The organism is Streptomyces sp. R302 (assembly GCF_012927245.1).
Classification (GTDB): domain Bacteria; phylum Actinomycetota; class Actinomycetes; order Streptomycetales; family Streptomycetaceae; genus Streptomyces.
This window is the reverse complement of sequence record NZ_JABBGE010000001.1, coordinates 819,200-842,751: the sequence shown is the minus strand read 5'-3', so window position 1 is coordinate 842,751 and position 23,552 is coordinate 819,200. Positions and strand designations below refer to the sequence as shown.

General features: G+C 72.4%; 13 protein-coding genes. 3 read left to right on the top strand and 10 right to left on the bottom strand.

Going from position 1 to position 23,552, the window contains the following annotated elements:
• Positions 1-75: 75 nt before the first annotated feature.
• From pulA to HHL19_RS03850, 7 genes are all read right to left on the bottom strand, one after another.
• Positions 76-5,373, bottom strand: a complete 5,298-nt coding sequence (gene pulA, locus HHL19_RS03880) for a pullulanase-type alpha-1,6-glucosidase (protein ID WP_169085476.1) — start codon at positions 5,371-5,373, stop codon at positions 76-78.
• A gap of 88 nt (positions 5,374-5,461) precedes the next feature.
• Positions 5,462-7,177 carry a carbohydrate-binding module family 20 domain-containing protein gene (locus HHL19_RS03875; RefSeq protein ID WP_169085474.1) on the bottom strand — a complete coding sequence of 572 codons (1,716 nt, stop codon included), beginning with the start codon at positions 7,175-7,177 and terminating at the stop codon, positions 5,462-5,464.
• A 152-nt stretch (positions 7,178-7,329) separates the two neighbouring features.
• Positions 7,330-8,397, bottom strand: coding sequence for a LacI family DNA-binding transcriptional regulator (locus HHL19_RS03870; protein WP_169085472.1), 1,068 nt, complete (start codon positions 8,395-8,397; stop codon positions 7,330-7,332).
• Complete coding sequence (locus HHL19_RS03865) at positions 8,385-10,040, bottom strand: alpha-amylase family glycosyl hydrolase (RefSeq protein ID WP_169085470.1); 1,656 nt, start codon at positions 10,038-10,040, stop codon at positions 8,385-8,387. Before HHL19_RS03865 ends, HHL19_RS03870 begins: the two co-directional genes overlap by 13 nt.
• A gap of 48 nt (positions 10,041-10,088) precedes the next feature.
• Positions 10,089-10,928, bottom strand: a complete 840-nt coding sequence (locus tag HHL19_RS03860; RefSeq protein WP_169086291.1) for a carbohydrate ABC transporter permease — start codon at positions 10,926-10,928, stop codon at positions 10,089-10,091.
• A 41-nt stretch (positions 10,929-10,969) separates the two neighbouring features.
• Positions 10,970-11,980 carry a sugar ABC transporter permease gene (locus HHL19_RS03855; RefSeq protein ID WP_169085469.1) on the bottom strand — a complete coding sequence of 337 codons (1,011 nt, stop codon included), beginning with the start codon at positions 11,978-11,980 and terminating at the stop codon, positions 10,970-10,972.
• Between the two features lie 20 nt (positions 11,981-12,000).
• Positions 12,001-13,278: an extracellular solute-binding protein gene (locus tag HHL19_RS03850; RefSeq protein ID WP_169085467.1), complete on the bottom strand. Its 1,278-nt coding sequence runs from the start codon at positions 13,276-13,278 to the stop codon at positions 12,001-12,003.
• A 414-nt stretch (positions 13,279-13,692) separates the two neighbouring features.
• Here HHL19_RS03850 and HHL19_RS03845 point away from each other — a divergent pair, with 414 nt between their 5' ends.
• Together HHL19_RS03845 and HHL19_RS03840 are read left to right on the top strand one after the other, a co-directional pair.
• Positions 13,693-14,733 carry a LacI family DNA-binding transcriptional regulator gene (locus HHL19_RS03845; RefSeq protein WP_169085465.1) on the top strand — a complete coding sequence of 347 codons (1,041 nt, stop codon included), beginning with the start codon at positions 13,693-13,695 and terminating at the stop codon, positions 14,731-14,733.
• Positions 14,734-14,808: 75 nt separating this feature from the next.
• Positions 14,809-15,723, top strand: a complete 915-nt coding sequence (locus HHL19_RS03840; protein WP_169085463.1) for a phosphatase PAP2 family protein — start codon at positions 14,809-14,811, stop codon at positions 15,721-15,723.
• Between the two features lie 74 nt (positions 15,724-15,797).
• On the opposite strand, the gene HHL19_RS03835 is transcribed toward HHL19_RS03840, so the two are convergent.
• The 3 genes from HHL19_RS03835 to HHL19_RS03825 all read right to left on the bottom strand — a co-directional run bounded on the left by HHL19_RS03835 (position 15,798) and on the right by HHL19_RS03825 (position 21,113).
• Positions 15,798-16,994, bottom strand: a complete 1,197-nt coding sequence (locus HHL19_RS03835) for an FAD-dependent oxidoreductase (protein WP_169085461.1) — start codon at positions 16,992-16,994, stop codon at positions 15,798-15,800.
• A 127-nt stretch (positions 16,995-17,121) separates the two neighbouring features.
• Positions 17,122-18,054, bottom strand: a complete 933-nt coding sequence (gene sigJ, locus HHL19_RS03830; protein ID WP_240981386.1) for an RNA polymerase sigma factor SigJ — start codon at positions 18,052-18,054, stop codon at positions 17,122-17,124.
• Between the two features lie 71 nt (positions 18,055-18,125).
• On the bottom strand, positions 18,126-21,113 hold the full coding sequence (locus tag HHL19_RS03825) for a bifunctional [glutamine synthetase] adenylyltransferase/[glutamine synthetase]-adenylyl-L-tyrosine phosphorylase (protein ID WP_169085458.1): 2,988 nt from the start codon (positions 21,111-21,113) through the stop codon (positions 18,126-18,128).
• Between the two features lie 351 nt (positions 21,114-21,464).
• On the opposite strand from HHL19_RS03825, the gene HHL19_RS03820 reads away from it, so the two are divergent.
• Positions 21,465-23,540, top strand: coding sequence for a PIG-L family deacetylase (locus HHL19_RS03820; RefSeq protein WP_169085456.1), 2,076 nt, complete (start codon positions 21,465-21,467; stop codon positions 23,538-23,540).
• Positions 23,541-23,552 lie beyond the last annotated feature (12 nt).

Here is a 23,552-nt window from a genome sequence, read left to right as displayed (position 1 = left end):
CGGGGTGTCCGGCCACAGCGTCACCACGGAGGTCCCGGCCGCACAAGGACGGCCGGGACCTTCGCGACGACTTGGTCAGGTCGTGGCGGCCTTGAAGACGGCGACCGTGCGGGCCGGGACCGTGAAGGTGCCCGAACCGGCCTCGTACGAGGCGGACCTGGTCACGGCGTCGGAGCCGTTCGCCTGGACGGGGTGCAGGCCGTAGGCCGTGCCGGCCAGGGCGGCGACCGTCTGCTCCGCCTCGCCCGGGGTCGCGTTGAAGACGACGACGAGGTCGCCGAGGCGCATGGTGATCACGCCCGGGGTCTCGTCCTTCCCGGAGAGCGGGAAGGAGAGGGCGGACTGCACCTGTCCGGCCGTGGCCAGCGAGAAGCCGGGCTCGGTGGCGCGGATCCTCTGGAGGTCCCGGTAGGCGGCGGAGGCGCCGTCGATCTCGTTGCAGCCGACCGTCAGGTCGGGGTGGGTGAGGAGCGGCTTGGCGTAGCCCCACTTGGCCTTGTTGTCGGCGGCCGGCGGGAGGCCGATGCCGAAGCCGTTGCCGTCGCGGCAGTCCCAGTGGATCGCGTTGAACCAGTCGCCGCTGTCGTAGGAGTTGCGGTCGAGGGACTTGGAGCGGAGCAGGTCGGTGCCGGCCTGGGAGAGCGCCGGGCCCTGGGAGAGGGTGGCGGTGGCCATGGCGAGGACCTGCATGCGGGCCCGGTCGGCGGCGGAGGTGCCGGCCGGGAGCTTGAAGGCGAGGGCGTCGTAGAGGGTCTCGTTGTCGTGGGCGTCGGCGTAGGCGAGGGCGTCGCCGGGGACGGCGGCGTAGCCGGCCGGGGCGCCGTTGTAGTCGACCTCGGAGCCCTTGACCGCGCGCCCGGAGGTGTCGGTGAAGGAGTACGAGGCCAGGTTGCCGCTCAGGCCGACCTTGATGAGGTCCTGGTAGTGCAGGAGGCGGGCCTTCTGCTGCTCCGGGGTGCCGTTGGCGGTGGAGGCGTTGGGGTCGGTGTAGAGGCCGGAGGCGAAGCCCTGGACGCCGGGGTCCTCGTCGAAGGGGCCGCCGCCGCGGACGGCGTCGCGGGCCCGGTCGGAGAAGGTGGCGATGCCGGTGCCGGCCATGTTCTTCTGGGTGGCCTGGACGAAGCGGGCGTCGTCGGCGATCTCGCCGAAGTTCCAGCCCTCGCCGTAGAGGACGATCGCCTTGCCGTCGACGCCGTCCTTCTCGACGGTCAGGGCGTCGAGCGCCGCGCGGACGGCGAGGATGTTCTCCTTGGGGTGGTGGCCCATGAGGTCGAAGCGGAAGCCGTCGACCTTGTACTGCTTCGCCCAGGTGACGACCGAGTCCACGACGAGCTTGCCCATCATGGCGTTCTCGGGCGCGGTGTTGGCGCAGCAGGTGGAGGTGGCGACGGTGCCGTCGTCCTGGAGGCGCTGGTAGTAGCCGGGGACGATCCGGTCGAGGACGGACTTGTCGGACTGTCCGGCGGCGACGGTGTGGTTGTAGACGACGTCCATGACGGTGCGCAGGCCCTGGCCGTTGAGGGCCTGGACCATCCGCCGGAACTCGACCGTGCGGCGGGTGCCGTTCGGGTCGGTGGAGTAGGAGCCCTCGGGGACGGTGTAGTGCAGGGGGTCGTAGCCCCAGTTGTACGCGTCCTTGGCGGCGGCCTCGGCGACGCAGGCCTGCTGCTCCTCGGAGTCGGGGGCGTAGACCTTCAGGTCGCAGGCGGGTTCGGCCTGGTCGGACTTCTTCTCGGGGATGGTGCCGATGTCGAAGGCCGGGAGGAGGTGGACGTAGTTGGTGCCGGAGTCGGCGAGGGCCTTGAGGTGCTTCGAGCCCTTGCTGTCCTTGTCGGTGAAGGCGAGGAAGGTGCCGCGGTGGCCGGCCTCGGCGGTGGGGTCGGCGACGGAGAAGTCGCGGACGTGGAGTTCCTGGATGCGGGCGTCGCGCAGCGGCACGGCGGCCGGCTTCGCCAGGGTCTTCCAGCCGGCGGGGGCGAGCTTCGGGTCGGCGAGGTCGACGACGAGGCTGCGGGCGGAGTCGGCGGTGAGGGCGGTCGAGTAGGGGTCGGTGACGCGGTTCTCGACGAGCTTGCCGACGGTGGGCGCCCAGACCTTCACGACGTACCGGTAGGGCTTGCCGGTCCAGGAGCGGTCGCCGGTGGCGGACCAGACGCCGGTGGTGTGGTCGCGCCGCATGCGGACGGTCCTGCCGTCGAGTTCGAGGGCGACGGACTGGGCGGTGGGGGCCCACACGGAGAGGGTCGGCCGGCCGTGGCGGAAGACCGGGCCGAGGGCCCTGGTGGTGGCCTTCGCCGCGTACAGGTCGTCGAGGACGCCGGCGGTCTGCACGCCGGTGGCGGCGAGCAGGGCGCCGTTGGCGGCCCGCTGGGTGGCGAGGAGCTGGCCGCGCAGGGAGGCGCGGACGCGGTCGGCGTCGCGGGGGTCGACGGTGAAGGCGGGGTAGTCCTTGAGGTGCGGGAACTTCGCCTTCTGGGCGTCGGTGAGGCTGCCCGCGTTCAGCCGGAGCCACTGGCCTTCGCCGCTGAGGGCGCCGTCGGTGACGGTGATGCCGCCGTCGGGGGCGTAGACGAGCTGCTGGCTGGTGGAGTCGTTCGCCTTCACCTTCCAGACGACGGTGTTCCGGTCGATCCACTGGGCCTCGGCCTTGGAGAGGTCGAGGGCGGGGGCGCCGCCGGAGGTCGGCAGGAGGTGCTTGGGCTGTCCGGCGAGGAGCCAGATCTCGTGGCCGGTGGCGGCGAGGTCGAGGGACTGGTCGGTGGGGAGGTCCTTCTCGTCGCCCTTGTGGAGGATGTACGAGAGGGAGGTGGCGCCCTCGGCGAGCGGGACCTCGTAGACGGCGCCGTAGGCGTCGACGCGGGTCGGGAGGAGGGGCTTGGACCAGTCGGTGGGCTGGGCGGCGCCGGTCCACAGGTGGAGGCCCCAGCCGTCGTAGTTCCCGTCCGGGCGCTGGTAGTGGATGACGGCCTTGGTCTTGTCCGGGGCGGTCGGGGCCGGGTTGGTGTCGGACTGGCCGTCCTGGCCCTGGGTGATCCAGACCTCGCCGGTGCGGCCGAGCTGGATGGTGCGCCGGGGGCCGTCGGCGGTGCCCGCCTTCTCGACGGTGTACGCGACGGAGGAGGCGCCCTCGGGGACCTTGACCCAGGCGAAGGCGCCGAAGGCGTCGCGGCCGGTGAACGCGGCCTGCCGGCCCGCGGCGTCGAGGGTCCAGCCGTCGTAGTCGCCGTCCTCGCGCTTGTAGTGGACGATCGCGTACGGGCGCTCGACGGCGACGGGCTTCTCGGGCGCGGGGGGCGCGCCCGCGGTGGTGGCGGCGGTGGTGCTCGCGGTGTGTCCGGCGGCGTCGACGACGACGGCCTTGTAGCGGAGCGGGGTGCCGGCGGGGGCGGTCACGTGCTGGGTGACCTTGTAGGGGGCGTGGTCGGCGGTGCCGAGGGTCTGCCAGCGGCCGTTGCCGACCTGGGCGGCGAAGACGACGCGGCTGAGGGCGTCGCCGGTGACGTCGGCGGTGAGCTCGACGGTGCCGGTGGAGCCGGCGGCGGGGGCCTTGAGCGCGACGGTCGGCTTGCCGGTGACGGCCGGGAGGGGCCGGTCGGCCTTGAGGACGAGGGTGGAGAGGGCGGGGACGGTGACGGTGACCTCGCCGTCCTTCGCCGCGACGGCGCCCTGGCCGCCGTACAGGGTCCGGAAGGAGGCGGAGTCGACGGGGACGGAGACGGTCTTCGCCTCGGTGGAGCCGTTGGCGGCGACGAGGTACTCGACGCGCTGCTTCGCGTCGGTGCGGGAGGCGGCGTAGACGGAGCCTTCGGCGAGGCGCTCGCGCTGGACGCCGTCGCGGAGGGCGGGGTGTTCGCGGGTGAGCTTCGACAGGGCGGCGATCGACCGGTAGAGCGGGTGGCCGGTGTCGTACGCGTCGGTGTCGTGGCCGCGGTCGGTGCCGAGCCGGTCGTCGTCGAGGTAGTCGGCGACCTGAGTGGCGAAGAGGGGCTGGCGGGCGTCCTTGTCGCCGCCGGCGCCGGTGAAGCCCTGCTCGTCGCCGGAGTAGACCACCGGGTTGCCGCGGGAGAGGAACATCAGCTCGTTGGCGAGCGTGGCGCGGCGGACGAGTTCGGCGTCGGAGGCGTTCGGATTGTCCTGCTTCAGGAAGGTGCCGAAGCGGCCCATGTCGTGGTTGCCGAGGAAGGTGACCTGCTCGTAGGCGTTGGCATGGCGAGCGGTGTACTTGTAGTCCTCGGCGAAGACCTTGGCGAGGCGGTCGGCGCCGGAGCCCTGGGAGGCGAAGGCGCGGGCGGCGTCCTGGAAGGGGAAGTCGAGGGTGGCGTCGAGCCGGCCGCGGGTGACGTAGGGGGCGGTGACGGCGGTGTCGGCGGAGTAGACCTCGCCGAACATGAAGAAGTCCTCGCGGCCCTGCTGAGCGGCGTACTTGTCGAGGGCGGTGGCCCACTGGGTCCAGAAGTCGAGGTCGACGTGCTTGACGGTGTCGATGCGGAAGCCGTCGATGTCGAAGTCGCGGACCCACGTCTCGTAGATCTTCCGCATGCCCTCGACGACCTCGGGGCGCTCGGTCCACAGGTCGTCGAGGCCGACGAAGTCGCCGTACTCGGCGGACTCGCCCTGCCAGGTCGAGTCGCCGCGGCTGTGGTACATCGTCGGGTCGTTGAGCCAGGCGGGGACCTTGTCGCCGCTCCGCTCGACGGGGGTGTACGGGAAGGAGTCGGCGTCGACCTTCCCGATGGCGGCGCGGTCGTCGAAGGGGCGGCCGTCCTTGTCGAGGTAGGGGTAGGCGCCCTTGGGGCGGTAGCCGTACTTCTTCTCGGCGTAGTCGACGGTGTCGGCGGTGTGGTTGGTGATGACGTCGAAGAAGACCTTCATGCCCTTGGCGTGGGCGGCGGCGATGAGCTTCCTCAGGTCGTCGTTGGTGCCGAAGTGCGGGTCGACCTGGGTGAAGTCGGTGATCCAGTAGCCGTGGTAGCCGGCGCTGGCGTCCTTGCCCTCGCCCTGCACGGGCCGGTTCTTGAAGATCGGCGCCATCCAGATGGCGGTGGTGCCGAGGCCCTTGATGTAGTCCAGGCGCTGGGTGAGCCCCTTGAGGTCGCCGCCCTGGTAGAAGCCCTTGTCGGTGGGGTCGAAGCCGGTGGAGGTACGGCTGCCGGTGAGGCCGCCCTTGTCGTTGGAGGTGTCGCCGTTGGCGAACCGGTCGGGCAGCACGAAGTAGAACTGCTCGCGGGTGAGGTCCTGGCGGGCCGGTTCCGCGGCGAGGGTCCGGTCCGAGGGCGGGGCCGGCGGGCGGGGCGCGGCGGTCGCGGGCAGGGCCGGGACGAGGGCGGCGACGAGGGCGGCGGCGAGCGCCACGGCCGTTCGCTTGGGTATCACGGGGGCTCCCTGGAGGTACGGGAAGAGGGGGCCGCCCCGGTCGGGGCGGCCCTGCGGAGGGAGGGGGCTCAGCTCAGCTCAGCTCGGCTCAGCTGCGGAAGGTGTCGTTCAGGACGACCTGGCCGGAGGCGGGGACGGTCGCGGTGCGGTTGGCGCCGGACTCCCAGGTGACGTTCCCGGCCGCGTCCTTGCGGATGTACTTGTACTCGAAGGACGTTCCGGCGGGCAGGTTCACCGTCAGCTTCCACACCGGGTAGGTGGCGGGGTCGAGCTTGAGGGCGGCGGCCGGGGCCCAGTTGCCGAGCTCGGCGCGGTTGCCGACCACGTGGATGTTCTGGCCCATCGCGGTGGTGGCGGTGACGTTGAAGGAGGCGCCGGTGGTGGCGGGGGGCGTGGTCGGCGGGGTGGTGGGAGTGGTGCCGCCGCCGCAGCTCATGGCGTTCACGTGCAGGGCGAGGGCGGTGTCGGCGCCCAGGGTGGCGGTGAACTGGCCGGAGGCGTTGACGGTCACGGCGGTGTTCGACTGGACGTCGCAGTAGGTGCCGGCCGGGAGGGAGCTCTGGAAGGTGCGGGTCAGGGCGGAGGACTCGTGGTTGATGGCCACGTACGCCTTGGAGCCGCGGCCGAACGCGATCGCGTTGTTGCCGTTGTCCCACCAGTTCGTGACGGCCTCGCCGCGGGCGGTGTTGCGGAAGGCGACCATGGAGGAGATCTCGCGCCAGGCGTGCTGGCACTTCCAGCCGTCGCTGTAACAGGCGTTCACCTGGCCGCCGTTGGGCGGGCCGGCGTCCTTGTCGGTCCACTCGTAGCCGGAGTGGACGTCCGGGGAGCCGTAGGGCCAGGCGAGCATGAAGACGGAGGCGAGGGTGTAGTTCGCGCCGTCCTTGTAGTTCAGGGTGTCGCCGCCGCGCTCGGTGTCGTGGTTGTCGACGAAGACGGCGGACTGGCCGGAGGGCATGTGGCCCCAGGCCTCGCCGAAGTTCTTCAGGTAGGCGAGCTTCTCGTTCTGCAGGACGCGCTTGAGGTCGCGGGCGTAGCGGAACTCCTGGACGTCGCCGCTGCCGAGGTACTCGCTCGGGGAGACGGCCTCGCCGGCGCCGTGGATGGCCTCCAGCTTCCAGTAGACGGAAGGATTCGTCAGCTTGGCCTTGATGGCGGCGAGGTCGGCGGCCGGCATGTGCTTGGCGGCGTCGACGCGGAAGCCGTCGACGCCCAGCGAGAGCAGGTCGTTGAGGTAGCCGGCGATCTTCCCGCGGACGTACTCCTCGCCCGTGTCGAGGTCGGGGAGGCCGACGAGCTCGCAGTTCTGGACGTCGGCCCGGTCCTGGTAGTTCGAGATGGTGGCCCGGCAGTCGTCCATGTCGGAGCCGGAGTAGAGGCCCGGGTAGTCGTACTTGGAGAACGGGGTCCCGCCCGTTCCCGTGCCGGAGCCGTTGGCCATGTGGTTGATGACCGAGTCCGCGACCACCTTCACGCCGGCGGCGTGGCAGGTGTCGATCATGTTCTTGAAGGCGGTGCGGTCCCCGAGCCGGCCGGCGATCCTGTAGCTGACGGGCTGGTACGAGGTCCACCACTGGCTGCCCTGGAGGTGCTCCTGGGGCGGGGAGACCTGGACGTATCCGTAGCCGGCGGGGCCGAGGCGGTCGGTGCACTCACGGGCCACGGAGGCGAAGTTCCACTCGAACATCACCGCGGTGACGTCCTTGGTTCCCGGCGGGGTGGCCTGGGCCGGGGCGTTCGCCGTGACGGCCGCAGCGGCTCCCGCCACGAGGGCGAGTGCAGCGGCCACGGTCTTTCTTGCCATGCTTCCTCCTGGACGACGTCCCTGTCGTGTCGAGAGCTGTTCGCAAGAAGTTGCCGAAATTCTCAGCAACTGTTTTCAGCCGCGACCGTAGGTGCGTACAGGCGTGCGGTCAATACTTCGCGCACGCCCATCGCAAGAGATTGCGCAAGGAGTTACGGAGCCGTGTGCGGCGGCTGCGCGGTGGACCCGCGCACGACGAGCTCCGGCTGGAAGACGAACTCGGTGCGCTGCACCGGATTGCCCTCGATCTCCTCCAGGAGCGCGCCGACGGCCGCCGTCGCCATGGCCTGCACGGGCTGGCGCACGGTGGTCAGCGGCGGGTCGGTGAAGGCGATCAGCGGGGAGTCGTCGAAGCCGACGACGGAGACGTCCCGGGGCACGTCGAGGCCCCGGGCGCGGGCGGCCCGGACGACGCCGAGCGCCATCAGGTCGGAGCCGCAGACGATGCTGGTGCACCCCTCGTCGAGCAGGATCTCGGCGGCGGCGTGCCCGCCCTCGACGCCGAACAGGGTGGGCCGCACGAAGCGTTCGGCCTCCGCCCGCTCCACGCCGAGGCACTCGTACAGCTCGGCGGCGAAGCCCTCGGCCTTGCGGCGCGAGGGCACGTAACGGGTGGGGCCGATGGCGAGGCCGATCCGCTCGTGCCCCAGCTCGGCCAGGTGCCGCACGGCCATCCGGGCCGCGGCCCGGTCGTCCGGGGAGACGAAGGTGGCGTCGATCCGCTCGTGGTAGCCGTTGATGAGGACGTACGGCACGCCCCGCTCGGTCAGCCGGCCGTACCGCGCCGGGTCGGCGGAGGCGTCCGCGTGCAGCCCGGAGAGGAAGACGATGCCGGCCACCCCGCGCTCGACGAGCTGGTCGACCAGCTCGTCCTCGGTGGCGCCGCCGGGCATCTGGGTGCAGAGCACCGGGGTGTACCCGTGCCCGGCCAGCACCTGCTCGACGACCTGCGCGAAGGCCGGGAAGATCGGGTTGGTCAGCTCGGGCACGACGAGCCCGACGAGGCCCGCGCTGCGGCGTTTGAGCCGTACGGGACGCTCGTAGCCGAGCACGTCGAGCGCCGCGAGCACCTTGTGCCGGGTCGCGCCGGCCACCCCCGCCTTGCCGTTGAGGACCCGGCTGACGGTGGCCTCGCTGACCCCGGACTGGGCCGCAATGTCCGCGAGCCGCGGGGCGCCGTTGCCGGTGCCCCGCGGCGGGGGGATCGTCACACCGCCCACCAGACGGTGGTGTCGGCGGGCACCTCTGCGGCGTCGTCGACGATCCTGATGCCCTCGTTGGAGAGGAGATACCGGCCGGGCAGCGGGACGGTGATGGCCCGGCCGGTGGTGTTGGCGGTGCAGACGAAGCCGTCGCGGCGGAAGGAGAGCACACCCTCGGGTGCCTCCAGCCACTCCACGGCCTCGCCCGCACCGAGTTCGGGGCGCTCGCGGCGCACGGCGAGCGCGCTGCGGTACAGCTCCAGGGTGGAGCCGGGGTCGCCGGTCTGCGCCTCGACGCTGAGCGCGCCCCAGGCCGCCGGCTGCGGCAGCCAGGAGCCGCCGTCGCCGAAGCCGTACGAGGAGCCCTCGACGGTCCACGGGATCGGCACCCGGCAGCCGTCGCGGTAGCCGTCCTGGCCGCTGGCGCGGAAGAAGGACGGGTCCTGGCGCACCTCGTCGGGCAGGTCGGTGACGTCCGGCAGGCCGAGCTCCTCGCCCTGGTAGACGTAGGCGGAGCCGGGCAGCGCCAGCATCAGCAGGGTCGCGGCGCGGGCCCGGCGCAGGCCGAGCTCGCGGTCGCCGGGGGTGCGCAGCTGGGTGCCGAGGCCCGCCGGGTTGGCGAAGCGGGTGGCGTGCCGGGTGACGTCGTGGTTGGACAGCACCCAGGTGGTGGGGGCGCCGACCGGGCGCATCGCCTCCAGCGAGGCGTCGATGACAAGTCGGAGCTCTGCCGCGTCCCAGTGCGTGCCCAGGTACTGGAAGTTGAACGCCTGGTGCATCTCGTCGGGGCGCACGTAGTTGGCGGTGCGCTCGACGGTCGGGGTCCAGGCCTCGGCGACGAGGATGCGCTGTCCGTCGTACTCGGCGAGGATCTGCCGCCAGGAGCGGTAGATCTCGTGGACGCCCTCCTGGTCGAAGAAGGGCATGACGTCGTTGCCGAGCAGCTTCAGCTGGTCGTGGGCGCCGATGTCGGGCAGGCCGGCGGCCTTGACCAGGCCGTGGGCGACGTCGACGCGGAAGCCGTCGACGCCCATGTCGAGCCAGAAGCGCAGGATCGAGCGGAACTCGTCGCGGACCGCCGGGTGCTCCCAGTTGAAGTCCGGCTGCTCGGGCGCGAAGAGGTGGAGGTACCACTCACCGTCGGCCACCCGGGTCCAGGCGGGGCCGCCGAAGATGGACTCCCAGTCGTTGGGCGGGAGTTCGCCGTTCTCGCCCTTGCCGGGGCGGAAGTGGTAGCGCTCGCGCAGCGGGGAGCCGGGGCCCTCGCGGAGGGCGCGCTGGAACCACTCGTGCTGGTCGGAGGAGTGGTTGGGGACCAGGTCGACGATGATGCGCAGGCCCAGGTCGTGGGCCTCGCGGATCAGGGCGTCGGCGTCGAGCAGCGAGCCGAACATCGGGTCGATGGCCCGGTAGTCGGCGACGTCGTACCCGGCGTCGGCCTGCGGGGAGGCGTAGAAGGGGGAGAGCCAGACGGCGTCGACGCCGAGCTCCTTGAGGTACGGCAGCCGGCTGCGGATGCCCTCCAGGTCGCCCATGCCGTCGCCGTTGCCGTCGGCGAAGCTGCGCGGGTAGACCTGGTAGATCACCGCGTCTCTCCACCAGCCGGTGTCGGTGCCGGTGGTGGGGGCGTCGGCGGCGGCGGTGACGAGGTGCTGGGTCATGTCTTCCCTGGGAGGTAAGGAGGGGCGTACAAGTGGGTCGCTCAACCGTCAGCCCTTGACGGCACCGGCGGACATGCCGGTGACGAGGTGGCGCTGGGCGAAGAGGAACACCAGGGCCGCGGGGATGGCGATGAGGACGGAGGCCGCCGTCATCGGACCCCACTGGGCCCCGTACTGGTTGACGAACTTCTGCAGACCGCCGGCGAGCGTCAGGTTCTCGTCGCCGACCATGAAGGCGGAGGCGTAGGCGACCTCGCCCCAGGCGGTGATGAAGGAGTAGAAGGCGGTCACCGCGATGCCCGGCTTGGCGAGCGGCAGGATGAGGCGCCAGAAGGTGCCGAAGGGGGTGAGCCCGTCGACGTACCCCGACTCGTCGATCTCGCGCGGGATGCCGTCGAAGAAGCCCTTCATCATCCAGGCGCAGAAGGGGACGGCGATGGTCAGGTAGGTGATGACCAGGCCGGCCGACTGGTTGAGCAGCCCCAGCGACGCCATGATGTTGTAGATCGGCACGATGAGGACGGCGACCGGGAACATCTGCGTGATGAGCAGGGTCCACATCAGGCCGCGCTTGCCGGGGAACCGGAAGCGGCTGACGGCGTAGCCGGTGGTGGCGGAGATGAAGACGCCGACGACCGTGGTGAGTCCGGCGACGAGGAGCGAGTTCCCGAACCAGGTGAGGAACGGGGTGTCCCTCAGCAGGTTCGTGTAGTTCTCGAACGTCGTCTCCTTGAAGAAGTCCGTCGTGGTGGCGTACTTCGCGGGCTTGAGCGAGGTCAGCAGGACCCACAGCACCGGGAAGACGGCGACCACGGAGGCGACGATCAGGGTGAGGTGCAGCGCCACCGAGGCGAGCGGCGAACGGCGGCCGCGGATCGGGGCGTTCATGGCCGGGGCCGCGGCGTGGCGGGCCGTGGGGGTCGTGGTCGTCACCAGACTTCTCCCTGCTTGCGGAGGACGCGCTGGTAGATCGCGGCGAAGATCATCAGGAGCACCAGGATGAGGACGCCCCACGTGGACGACTGGGCGAAGTCGCGCGGGCTGATCTCGAAGGAGAACTTGTACGCCTGGGTGACGAGGATCTGGGTGGCCTCGCCGGGTCCGCCCCGGGTGAGCAGGAAGATCACCGGGAACATGTTGAAGGTCCAGATGGTGGAGAGCAGCAGGACCGTGGTGGAGACGGAGCGCAGGCCGGGCAGGGTGATGTTGCGGAAGCGCTGCCAGGCGTTGGCGCCGTCCATCTCGGCGGCCTCGTAGAGCTCGCCGGGGATGGACTGGAGGCCGCCGAGGAGGGCGACCATCATGAAGGGGACGCCGAGCCAGACGTTGACGGCGATGACGGCGAACTTGGCCATCAGCGGGTCGTTGAGCCACGGGACGGCGTCGAGGCCGACCCCGGAGAGGATCTGGTTGAGCAGGCCGCGGCGCTCGTCGTAGAGGAAGCGCCAGGCGAAGACCGAGACGAAGCCGGGGACCGCCCAGGGCAGGATGATCATCATCCGGTAGACGGAGCGGCCGGCGATCTTCCGGTTGAGGATGTTGGCGAGGGCCAGGCCGAGGACGAAGGTGATCGCCACACAGGACACGGTCCAGACGACCGTCCAGCCGAGCGTGCCGAGGAACTGGCTGCCGGTGATCGCGTCGGTGTAGTTGTCCAGGCCGATGAACTCGTAGGTGGCCGGGATCTCGTTGACGCCGATCGATCGCGCGACGTTGCGCTCGTTGGCATCGGTGAACGACAGGTAGATGCCGCGGACCAGCGGATAGCCGATGATCACGCCGATCACGATCACCACCGGGGCGACCATCGCCCAGGCGTACCAGTGGGTGGCGAGGGAGCGCTTCGCCGCCCGTCGCGGGGTACCAGTTCCGCGGCTCCGGCCGCGGGCGACATCGCCCGCGGCCTTCGCCACCGACTGGCTGGGAGTGTCCACAGCCATCAGCCGGCCTGCCTTCCTTCTTACTTCCAGTCCTTCAGGAGCTTGCGGTAGGCGTCGCCGACGGCCTTGGCACCGGCCTCCGGGGTGGTCTGACCGGTGAGGACCTTGGTGTACTCGACCTTGACCGGCTCGAAGAGGCTGCCGCCCTCGGGGATCCAGGGGCGCTCGACGGCCTTCTCGACGACCGGCTTGAAGAAGGCGATCATCTGGTTCTGGGCCACCTCCTTCTGCAGGTAGGAGGACTGGCGGGTCGGGAGGAGGCTGAGCTCCTCGGCGACCTTGGCCTGGCTCTCGGCCGAGGTCATGTACTCGGCGAAGGCGTAGGAGGCGTCGAGGTTCTTGGAGCCGGCGTAGACGGCGAGGTTGTGGCCGCCCTGCGGGGCGCCCTGGCCGGCGGTGCCCGCCGGGACGGGGGCGATGCCGAGGTTCGCCTTGTCGGCGAACTCCTTGCCCGCGTAGGTGTCGGCGACGGCCCACGGGCCGTTGATCATCATGGCGACCTTGCCGTCCTTGAAGGCGGCCTGCATGTTGTCCCAGCCGTTGGTCGCGTCGGTGATCGCGGCCTTGGAGTCGACGAGGTCCTTGACCGTCTTGAAGGCGCTGACGCCCGCCGGGTCGTCGAAGGTGACCTTCTTGTTGGCGGCGTCGACCATGTCGCCGCCCTCGCCGTACAGGAAGGAGAGGAACCAGTACGGGTCGTCGCCGCGGAGGTACAGGCCGGTCTTGCCGGTCTTCTCCTTGATGGTGGCGGAGACGGTCTTCAGCTCGGCGATGCTCTTCGGGACCTCGACACCGGCGTCCTTGAAGATCTTCTTGTTGTAGAAGATGCCCATGGAGTCGATGACCTGCGGCACCGCGTAGGTCTTGCCGTTGTACTTGGTGGAGGCGGCGGCCTGCTCCAGGAAGTCGTCCTGGTCCTTCAGCGCGGCGGTGCCGTCCAGCGGGGCGAGGTAGCCGAGGTCGGCGAACTCGGGGGTCCAGGCGACCTCGGAGCGGATCACGTCGGGAGCGCCGGAGCCGGACTGCGCGGCGTTCTTGAACTTGTTCTGCGCCTCGCCGAAGGGCACGTTCACGTACTTGACGGTGACCTTCGGGTGCTTCTTGGTGAAGTCCTCGGCCAGCTTCTTGAAGACCTTGTCCTCGGAACCGACCGTGGAGGTGTCCCACCACGTCACGGTGCCGGAGAGCTCGCCCGAGCCCTTCGAGCCGCCGTTGGAACCGCTGTCGCTCCCGCCGCACGCCGCCAGGGTGACGCCCAGGGCCGCGACCAGCGCGGTGGCCGCTATGCCACGCCGCATGTGAACTCCTTCAACATGATCCCGGGGAGACGAGGGGCTGGAACCTTCCTCATTGCGACCGCTCCCTCGCGGCGCTCCGGGTTGCCAGGAACGTAACAGGGATGAAAACGAGTCGAAAGACCTTGCGTGAAATTTCTGCAAGGACCGGGGATCGTTACATCTGCGTGTCCCGAAGGTTGCCGTAGGGCCGCTTGACAGCAGCGCGGAGGCACCCCTTCCGCCCTTTCGCCCGATACGCCCTGAGCGGCGGAGCCCTCCACCGCGCACGGAACAGTCCGTTCCGCCTCAACCACCCCACGTATCGCACCGCAAGAACTGCAAGACCTTGCGAGCGGTCTTGCGAGCGGTCTTGCATCCATCGGTCACGCCCCCACTGGTGGGCAACACGCGCTGTGACCGGTACAGTCCACTGTCATGACCGCGCGGCTTGCCGACATCGCAGCCCAGGCGGGGGTCAGTGAAGCCACAGTCAGCCGCGTGCTCAACGGCAAGCCCGGTGTGGCCACCGCCACCCGCGAATCCGTCCTTGCCGCGCTCGACGTGCTCGGCTACGAGCGACCGGTACGGCTGCGCCAGCGCAGCGCCGGCCTCGTCGGGCTGATCACCCCCGAACTGGACAACCCCATCTTCCCGGCCCTCGCGCAGGTCATCGGGCAGGCCCTGACCCGCCAGGGCTACACCCCGGTGCTCGCCACCCAGACCCCCGGCGGGTCCACCGAGGACGAGCTCACCGACATGCTGGTGGAGCGCGGCGTCGCCGGCATCATCTTCGTCTCCGGGCTCCACGCGGACACCACCGCGGACACCTCCCGCTACGACCAGCTGCGCGGCAAGGGCGTCCCGTACGTCCTCATCAACGGCTTCTCCCCCAAGGTGCAGGCGCCCTTCGTCTCCCCCGACGACCGGGCCGCCATGCAGCTGGCGGTCACCCACCTCGCCGCCCTCGGCCACACCCGGATCGGCCTCGCCGTCGGACCGAAGCGCTTCGTGCCGGTGCTCCGCAAGATAGAGGGCTTCCAGAAGGGGATGCGGGACCGCCTCGGCCTCACCCCGGAGGAGTCCGAGGACCTGATCCAGCACTCCCTCTACACCCTCGAAGGCGGCCAGGCGGCCACCGCCGCCCTGATCGCCAAGGGGTGCACGGCCGTGGTCTGCGCCTCCGACATGATGGCGCTCGGCGCCATCCGCGCCGCCCGCCAGCAGGGCCTGCACGTGCCCCGCGACGTCTCCGTCGTCGGCTTCGACGACTCCCCGCTCATAGCCTTCACCGACCCGCCGCTCACCACCATCCGGCAGCCGGTCCAGGCGATGGGCCAGGCGGCCGTCCGCGCCCTCCTGGAGGAGGTCGGCGGCACCCCGGCCCCGCACTCCGAGTTCGTCTTCATGCCGGAGCTGGTCGTCCGCGGCTCCACCGCCTCGGCCCCTCCCGCGTCCCAGGCGGCCCCTAGTACCTGAGAGGGAGAGGGTGCGCCGTACACCCGACCGAGGGATGATCGGTCGGGGGGCGTGGATCTGGCAAACTCTCTGCCTATGGGTGAAACGACCGTGAAGAGTTTGGACGACCGGACGACCCCGTCGTCACCCATCGTGGCCGACGGGCGGTGGGCGTGGCTGCGTGCGCGTACGCCTCGGCGTCCCCGCATCTGGTTCGAGCTGCTGCTGATCGGCCTCAGTTACTGGGTGTACTCGCTGATCCGCAACGCGGTGCCGGAGCAGAAGGCCGAGGCGCTGAGGAACGCGGACTGGATCTGGCGGACCGAGGGGTCCCTCGGCCTCGCCTTCGAGCACGCCGTCAACCACGCGGTGAACTCGGTGACGTGGCTCATCGTGACGATGAACTACTACTACGCGACGCTGCACTTCATCGTCACCATCGGTGTGCTCGTGTGGCTGTACCGATGGCAGCCGGGCCGTTACGCGGCGTTCCGCACCGTCCTGTTCGCCACCACCGCCGTGGCCCTGGTCGGCTACTACCTGTACCCGCTCGCGCCGCCGCGGCTGATGGAGAACAAGGACTTCATCGACACGGTCCTGGTGCACCACACCTGGGGCTCGATGGCCTCGGGCGACCTCAAGCACATGTCGAACCAGTACGCGGCGATGCCGTCGATGCACATCGGCTGGTCGCTGTGGTGCGGGCTGACCCTCTTCTTCCTGGCGAAGGCGCCGTGGGCCCGGATCCTGGGCCTGCTCTACCCGGCGGCCACGCTCGTCGTGATCGTCGCGACCGCCAACCACTTCTGGCTGGACGCCGTCGGCGGCGTGATCTGCCTCGCCTTCGGCTTCCTCGTCGCCTACTTCTGGTACGGCACCTGGCCGCACCGCCTCTCGAAGCAGGTGGAGCCGGTGCTCGCCGTCGCGCCCGAGGCGTCCGCCCCCGCGCGGAGGAAGCCCGCGGAGCAGGAGGACCAGGACCAGGAGGAGCCGGTCGGCTCCGGCAGATGAGCCGCCGCCGCCCCTGAGCAGGACCGAGGCCCCCGCCGTTCTCTTCGGCGGGGGCCTCGGCGCTGCCCGGTCCCTCAGGCGGTGGCCTCCGCCGGGGCCGCGTCCCCGGCCCGCCGCCGGGCCAGGGGGCGGCGGCGGGAGGGCATCCCGCCCGTCGGGTTGGCGACGGTCCAGGCGGCGCCCTTGCAGATGATCTCCTTGTAGAGGACGGCGGTGCGGCCGGTGAGGGCCTTCTCCTTGGCCCGGTCGTCGGCGGTGACGAACTGGATCAGCCCGTCCTTGCGGCCGAGCGAGACGCACTGCTGGACGTAGCGGATCGAGACCGCGGGCACCTCGACGCCGGCGAGCCGGGCGGCGAGGGCGTCGGCCGCCTGCCAGGCCATCGGGACGCCCGAGGCGCAGGACATGCGGAGCGGCTTGCCCTTCGGGCCGAGGGCGAAGGCGGCGTCGCCGACCGCGTAGACGTCGGGGTGGGAGACCGAGCGCATCGTCTCGTCGACCCTGATCCGGCCGTCCTCGGCGAGCTCCAGGCCGGTGGCCCCGGCGATCGGGTGGACGGCGAAGCCGGTGGTCCAGACGGTGACGTCGGCCGGGATGGCGGTGCCGTCGGCGGCAGTCACCCGGTCCGCGGTCACGGCGGCGACCGCCGTGTGCTCGTGGACGGTGACGCCGAGCCGCTTCGCGACCTTCCGCACGTGGCCGCGGCCCTTCTCCGAGAGCCAGTCGCCGAGCGCGCCGCGGGCGACGAGGGCCACGTCGAGGTCGGGGCGGGCCTCGGCGATCTCGGTCGCGGCCTCCAGGCCGGTCAGGCCGCCGCCGACCACCACCACGGGCCGTCCGGGCTCCAGGGCGGCGAGCCGCTCGCGGAGCCGGAGGGCGCCGGGGCGGGACGAGACCTCGTGGGCGTGGTCGGCGACGCCGGGGACCCCGCCGTGGTCCCAGCCGCTGCCCAGGGCGTAGACGAGGCTGTCGTAGCCGAGCTCCTCGCGGCCGGCGGCGCCGTCCACCCGGACCGTCCTGCGGTCGACGTCGACGGCGGCGACCTTGCCGAGCTTCAGCTCGACGCCGGTGCCGGCGAACATCTCGGCGAAGGGGCGGGGGGTGAGGTCCTGGCCGGCCGCGAGCTGGTGCAGGCGGACCCGCTCAACGAAGTCGGGCTCGGCGTCGACGAGGGTGAGGGTGACGTCCTCGCGGCGCAGTCGGCGGGCGAGGCGGCCGGCGGTGACGGCTCCGGTGTAGCCGGCTCCGAGGACGACGATGCGGTGCTGCATGACCGAGCTCCTGTCTGCGCGGGGTCCGCGCCGTTTCTCCGGCGTGGTGGCGCACCTTGAACCGGGCGGCCCCGCGTTTCCTGACAGGATTCGCATGTGACCTGGGTCACACGCTCTCGGAGGGGTGTCAGAAGGCGAACAGCGGGGGCTCGTGCCCCTCGGCGGCCCACCGCTCGGTGGCCCGCTCCAGCTTGTCCGGGTTGACCTGGCTGCGGAGGGCGACGATGCCGTCCGGAGTCACCTGCATGCAGGTGATGCCGACGACCCGGCCGCCGACGACGGCGACGATCGCGGGCTCGCCGTTGGCGGTGGAGGCGTAGAAGGAGGGCGAGCCGCCCACCAGGGCCCGCTTGGCGTCGCTCGGCTTGAAGAGGCCGCGCAGGAAGGTGGCGACCGCGCGGGCGCCCTCGAAGGCGCTCGCCCGGGCGGGCACCTTGCCGCCGCCGTCGCCGATGGCGGCCGCGTCCTGGGTCAGGAGCCGGACGAGGGGTTCGGTACGCCCGCTGGTGGCGGCGGCCAGGAACTCCTCGACGATCCTGCGGGCGGCGGCCTCGTCGATGTCGGTGCGGGCGCGGCCGTCGGCGAGGTGCTTCTTGGCGCGGTGGAAGAGCTGCTGGGCGGCGGCCTCGCCGATGTCGAGGATCTCCGCGATCTCGCGGTGGGCGTAGCCGAAGGCCTCGCGCAGCACGTACACGGCCCGCTCGTTCGGGGTCAGCCGCTCCAGGAGGACGAGGACGGCGTACGAGACGGATTCGCGCTGCTCGGCGGTGTCGGCGGGGCCGAGCATCGGGTCTCCGGCGAGCAGCGGCTCGGGGAGCCACTGGCCCACGTAGGTCTCGCGGCGGGCGCGGGCCGAGGTGAGCTGGTTGAGGCAGTAGTTGGTGAGGACCTTGGTGAGCCAGGCCTCGGGCACCTCGATGCGCCCGGTGTCGGCGGCCATCCAGCGCAGATACGTCTCCTGCACGGCGTCCTCCGCCTCGCCCGACGAGCCGAACATCCGGTAGGCGAGGGCCAGCAGGCGGGGGCGTGCCTTCTCGAACCGGTCCACATCGTCAGTCATGAGCGGGGCCATGCCGGGATCGTAACGGCCGGGGCGGGGCGCGGCGGCCCCGGCCGGGCCCGGTCCGACGGTCAGGAGCCGTAGAAGAGTTCGTCGACGACGGCGCGGGCGCGGCGGGTGATCCGGCGGTAGTCGTCGACGAGCTCCCCGACGTGTCCGGGGGCGTACCCCAGATAGCGGCCCACGGCGGCCAGTTCGCGCGGTTCGGAGGGGAAGGTGTCGCCGGGGCGGCCGCGGACGAGCATGACCGCGTTGCGCACCCGGGTGGCGAGCACCCAGGCCTCGTCGAGGGTCTGCGCCTCCTCGGTGGGGATCAGTCCCGCGGCGTGGGCGGCGGAGAGCGCGGCCCGCGTGCGGGTGGTGCGCAGCCCCGGTTCGGCCCAGCCGTGCCGCATCTGGAGGAGCTGGACGGTCCACTCGACGTCGCTGAGGCCGCCGCGGCCCAGCTTGGCGTGGAGGGTGGGGTCGGCGCCGCGCGGCAGCCGCTCGGACTCCATGCGGGCCTTGAGGCGGCGGATCTCGCGGACCGCGTCCTCGCCGAGTCCCTCGGCGGGGTAGCGGAGCGGGTCGATCAGCTCGATGAACCGGCGGCCGAGGTCGGCGTCGCCGGCCATCGGGGCGGCGCGGAGCAGCGCCTGGGACTCCCAGACGAGCGACCAGCGGCGGTAGTACGCCTCGTAGGAGGCGAGGGTGCGGACCATGGGGCCGCTCCTGCCCTCCGGGCGCAGATCGGCGTCGATCAGCAACGGCGGGTCGGTGGTGGGCAGTTGGAGGAGCCTGCGCATCTCGGTGACGACCCGGGCGGCCGCCTTGGCGGCCTCCTGCTCGTCGACGCACTCGCGGGGCTCGTGGACGAAGAGGACGTCGGCGTCGGAGCCGTAGCCCAGCTCGTGGCCGCCGAAGCGGCCCATGCCGATGACCGCGAAACGGGTGGGGAGTTCGTCGCCCCACTCGGCGCGGACGGCGGCGCGCAGGGCGCCGGCGATCGTGGCGGCGTTGAGGTCGGTGACGGCCTCGCCGACCCGGTCGACGAGGGCGCCCGGGTCGGAGGTGCGGGGGCTGTCCTCGGTGCCGTACGAGTCGATGAGGTCGGCGGCGGCGGTGCGGAACAGCTCGCGGCGGCGCACCCCGCGGGCGGCGGCGACGGCCTGCTCGGCGTCGTCCGCGCGGCCCACGGCGGCGACGACCTCCTGCTCCAGGTGGGCCCGGCCGCGCGGCTTCAGCCCCTCGGGGTCGCCCAGTATGGCCACGGCCTCGGGGGCGCGCAGCAGCAGGTCGGGGGCGAGGCGGCCGGCGGACAGGACGCGGGCGAGGTTCTCGGCGGCGGCGCCCTCGTCGCGGAGCAGCCGCAGGTACCAGGGGGTCTTGCCGAGGGCGTCGGAGACCTTCCGGAAGCCGAGGAGGCCGGCGTCCGGGTCGGCGGAGTCGGCGAACCAGCCGAGGAGCACCGGCAGCAGGGTCCGCTGGATGGCGGCCTTGCGGCTGACGCCGGAGGCCAGCGCCTCCAGGTGGCGCAGGGCGGCGGCGGGGTCGGCGTACCCGAGGGCTTCGAGGCGCTGGCCGGCCGCCTTGGTGCTGAGCCGGGTCTCGCCGGGGGCGAGCTGGGCGACGGCGTCGAGCAGCGGCCGGTAGAAGAGCTTCTCGTGGAGGCGGCGGACGACGGAGGCGTGCCGCTTCCACTCCTTGTTCAGCGCGGCGACCGGGTCGGTGCGCAGGCCGAGGGAGCGGCCGAGGCGGCGCAGGTCCTCCTCGCCCTCGGGGACCAGGTGGGTGCGGCGCAGCCGGTACAGCTGGATGCGGTGCTCCATGACGCGCAGGAAGCGGTACGCCTCGTCCATCTGGGCCGCGTCGGCGCGGCCGACGTAGCCGCCGGCGGCGAGGGCGGCGAGCGCGTCGAGGGTGGAGCCGCTGTGCAGGGTGGCGTCGCTGCGGCCGTGCACCAGCTGGAGCAGCTGGACGGCGAACTCGACGTCCCTGAGGCCGCCGGGGCCGAGCTTCAGCTCGCGGTCGACCTGGGCGGCCGGGATGTTCTCGACGACCCGGCGGCGCATGGCCTGCACGTCGGTGACGAAGTTCTCCCGCTCGGCGGCCTGCCAGACCATCGGGGAGAGGGCGTCGACGTACGCGCTCCCCAGCTCCGGGTCGCCGGCCACCGGGCGCGCCTTGAGGAGTGCCTGGAACTCCCAGGTCTTGGCCCAGCGCTGGTAGTAGGCGACGTGGGAGGAGAGGGTGCGCACCAGCGGCCCGTTGCGGCCTTCGGGGCGGAGGTTGGCGTCGACCGGCCAGATGGTGCCCTCGACGGTGGTCTCGGAGCAGATCCGCATGAGATGGGAGGCGAGCCGGGTGGCGGCCTGGAGCGCCTTGGACTCGTCGGCGCCCTCGACCGGCTCGCCGACGAAGATGACGTCGACGTCGGAGACGTAGTTCAGCTCGTGGCCGCCGCACTTGCCCATGGCGATCACGGAGAGCCGGCACATGGCCGCGTCGGCGGGTTCGGCCGCCCGGGCGAGGGCGAGCGCGGCCCGCAGGGTGGCGGTGGCCAGGTCGGCCAGCTCGGCGGCGGTCTGGGCGACGTCGGTGGTGCCGCAGACGTCCCGGGCCGCTATCCCGAGCAGGCAGCGGCGGTAGGCGACCCGCAGGGACACCGGGTCCGTCGCCCCGGCGAGGCCCCGCTCGAACTCGGCGATCCCGGGGTGCAGGTCGACCGCCTCGTAGGTGACCAGGGTCTCCCAGTCGCCCGGATGGCGGGCCAGGTGGTCGGCGAGCGCCTCGGACGCGCCGAGCACCCCGAGCAGCCGGTCCCGGAAGGGCTTGGCGGAGAGCAGCGTGGTGGTGAAGGTCTGCCGCTCGGTCTCGGGCTGCGCCTCGACCAGCCGGACGAGGCCGCGCAGCGCGAGGTCGGGGTCGGCGGTGGCGCCCAGCGCGTCGAGCAGGACGGGGTCGCCGCGGAGCGCGGCGAGCTCGGGCAGGTCGAGCAGCCCCTCGGCCCCGGACGGATCGGTGAACCCGTGCCGCAGCAGACGGGAGAACGTACTGCTCCTGCGCCCCGGCACCGTCATCTCCGCCGCTCCCTCACGCCCGTACACCCCGTACACCCCGTACAACCCCGTACGTCCTACGGCGACGAGCCTATCCGCAGGGAGGGGCGGGGGCGTGCGGGACGACGCGAGGGGGGACGGCGATCCCGCCCGTCCGGAAGCGGCCCCTCCTCCCCGTGCCGACACGGATCACACGTGACCTCGGGCACATCCGCCCGTTTTCGGAACCCGCCGACGGCTCCGGCCCTGTAGCCATGTGAGTCGCCCGTCCCGCTCGCCGCGGTCGCCACGACCGTCGCAGGAGGCTCGCGCACCGCCGCCGTCGCCGTCGACGCGCGCCCCGTCCCCGAGGTAGAGAGCCCTCCCGCGCCCATGTCCGTTCGCCGTCACACCCGCCTCATACGCCCCTTCCGTCACCGGCGGTCCGCCGTGGTCGCCGGGATGGCGACGCTGCTGGCCGGGGGCACCCTCGCGGGCGTGCTCACGGCGACGGCCGCGCAGGAGGAACCGGCGGCCGGCGGTGACGCACCGACGGCGGCGGCTGCACCGGCATCGGCGGACACGGGGACGGAGACGCGGACGGAGACGGCGGGGGCCGGGGCGGCCTCCGTCGTGCAGTTCGTGTCGCATCCGGACGACGACCTGTACTTCATGAACCCGGACACCGCGCAGTCGCTCGCCGACCGGACCCCGCTGACCACCGTGTACCTGACGGCGGGCGAGGCCAACGGCGTGAACGCCCGCGCCGCGCGGGCCGCCGTGACGGCGCCCGACAAGCCCGCGTACGCCGAGGCCCGGCAGAACGGCATCCGCGCCGCGTACGCCGAGCTGGTCACCGGCGACCGCACCAGCCCCTGGGACCGGACGTCGATCCGTACGGCCGGCGGGGGCGCGGCCGAGCTGGACACCCTCCGGGCCCGGCCCGGGGTGCGGCTCGTCTGGCTCCAGCTCCGCGAGGCCGGCTCGCCGTACGGCGACCGCCCGCACAGCCTGCGGGGCCTGTGGCACGGCCGCATACCGGCGCTCGGCTCGCTGCGCTCCTCGGGGACGCCGGTCGCCACCGACTTCGCGTACTCGAAGGAGCAGGTCGTGGCCACCCTGACGGGGCTGCTCGACCGCTTCCGCCCGACCTTCGTCCGCACCCTCGACCCGACGCCCGGCACGCACGCGGCGACGGGGAAGCTGCGGGACCACCAGGACCACGCGTACGGGGCGCGGTTCGCGCAGGCGGCGCTGGCCCGGTACGCGGAGCGGCCCGGGCATCCGCGCGTCGGCGTGCAGAGCTACCTGGGCTACCCGAACACCGAGCTGCCGCAGGCCCTCGACGGCCGCACCGCCGAGGAGAAGCTGCGCAGCCTGAAGACGTACGCCTGGCTGGACGGGACCGACCACTGCGGCAGCCCGGCGGGGTGCGGCGACCTGAAGATGGCGGACCGGCCGCAGGGCCGCGACTGGACGGGCACCGTGCGGTACGCGCGGGGCGCCTCGACCGGCTGGATCCAGCCCGCCGCCGACGGCGGGCTGCTCGCCTTCGGCGTCCAGGACGGGCGGCTCGCGACCTGGCGCCGGGCGCCCGGGGCCGACGCCTGGAAGGGTCCGGAGCTGCTGCCCGGCGGCGGGCTCGACGGCGGCGTCGACACCGTACGGCTGCCGGACGGGCGGATCGCGGTCTTCGGCACCCGGACCACGTTCGCGGGCCCGGCCGGCTACCGGCGCGAGGTCGTCACCGTCGAACAGACCGCGCCGGGCGGGCGGTTCGGTGCCTGGCGCTCGCTCGGCACCCCCGGGAAGCGGGACGAGGCCGACCGGACGCCGGACGTCAGCGCGCCCGCAGTGGCCGTGGACGGCACGGGGCGGGTCTCGCTCTTCCTGCGCGACGGCGACCACCGGCTCGCCGGGCGGGAGCGGACGCCCGACGGCGGCTGGGGTCCGTGGCACTCCCTCGGCGGGGCGGCGCTGCACGGCGACCCGGTGGCGGCGACGGACGCCCGGGGCCGTACGTACGTCTTCGCGGGCACCCGGAGCTCGGTCCTGATGTGGACGGGCGGCCCGGGCGGCGGCCGGGTCTCCGGGCCGCGGCCGACCGGTCTGCCGGCGACCACGCTCGCGCTGAGCGCGGGCCCCTCGCCGGCCGGCGACGGCGTCCGGCTCTGGTCCCGCGAGCCCGGCACCGGCGCGCCGAAGGCCGCCGACTTCGCGGGCACCGTCCGGCTCGCGCCGGTCGCCCCGCCGTCCGGTGGCGTCGCCGGCTTCGGCCCGGTGAGCGCGGCGGACGGCCTGGTGGCGGCCCGGTCCAGGACCGGTCGGCTCGCCGTGGCCCCGCTCGGGGACGGCGCCGCCTGGCGGCTCTCCGGCTTCCCGCTCGCGGGTGCTCCGGCGGCCGGCCCGGGCGGGGTGGCCGCCCTGGGCCAGGACGGCCGGCTGCGCTGGGTGCCGGCGCCGCGCTGACCCGCGTACCCG

What these genes read in the sequence shown, in the direction of transcription:
- HHL19_RS03850 (WP_169085467.1), bottom strand. Translation starts at nt 13,278, where the DNA reads ATGCGGCGTGGCATAGCGGCCACCGCGCTGGTCGCGGCCCTGGGCGTC.
- HHL19_RS03845 (WP_169085465.1), top strand. Translation starts at nt 13,693, where the DNA reads ATGACCGCGCGGCTTGCCGACATCGCAGCCCAGGCGGGGGTCAGTGAA.
- HHL19_RS03860 (WP_169086291.1), bottom strand. Translation starts at nt 10,928, where the DNA reads ATGAACGCCCCGATCCGCGGCCGCCGTTCGCCGCTCGCCTCGGTGGCG.
- HHL19_RS03820 (WP_169085456.1), top strand. Translation starts at nt 21,465, where the DNA reads ATGTCCGTTCGCCGTCACACCCGCCTCATACGCCCCTTCCGTCACCGG.
- HHL19_RS03825 (WP_169085458.1), bottom strand. Translation starts at nt 21,113, where the DNA reads ATGACGGTGCCGGGGCGCAGGAGCAGTACGTTCTCCCGTCTGCTGCGG.
- sigJ (WP_240981386.1), bottom strand. Translation starts at nt 18,054, where the DNA reads ATGACTGACGATGTGGACCGGTTCGAGAAGGCACGCCCCCGCCTGCTG.
- HHL19_RS03855 (WP_169085469.1), bottom strand. Translation starts at nt 11,980, where the DNA reads ATGGCTGTGGACACTCCCAGCCAGTCGGTGGCGAAGGCCGCGGGCGAT.
- HHL19_RS03835 (WP_169085461.1), bottom strand. Translation starts at nt 16,994, where the DNA reads ATGCAGCACCGCATCGTCGTCCTCGGAGCCGGCTACACCGGAGCCGTC.
- HHL19_RS03840 (WP_169085463.1), top strand. Translation starts at nt 14,809, where the DNA reads ATGGGTGAAACGACCGTGAAGAGTTTGGACGACCGGACGACCCCGTCG.
- HHL19_RS03865 (WP_169085470.1), bottom strand. Translation starts at nt 10,040, where the DNA reads ATGACCCAGCACCTCGTCACCGCCGCCGCCGACGCCCCCACCACCGGC.
- HHL19_RS03875 (WP_169085474.1), bottom strand. Translation starts at nt 7,177, where the DNA reads ATGGCAAGAAAGACCGTGGCCGCTGCACTCGCCCTCGTGGCGGGAGCC.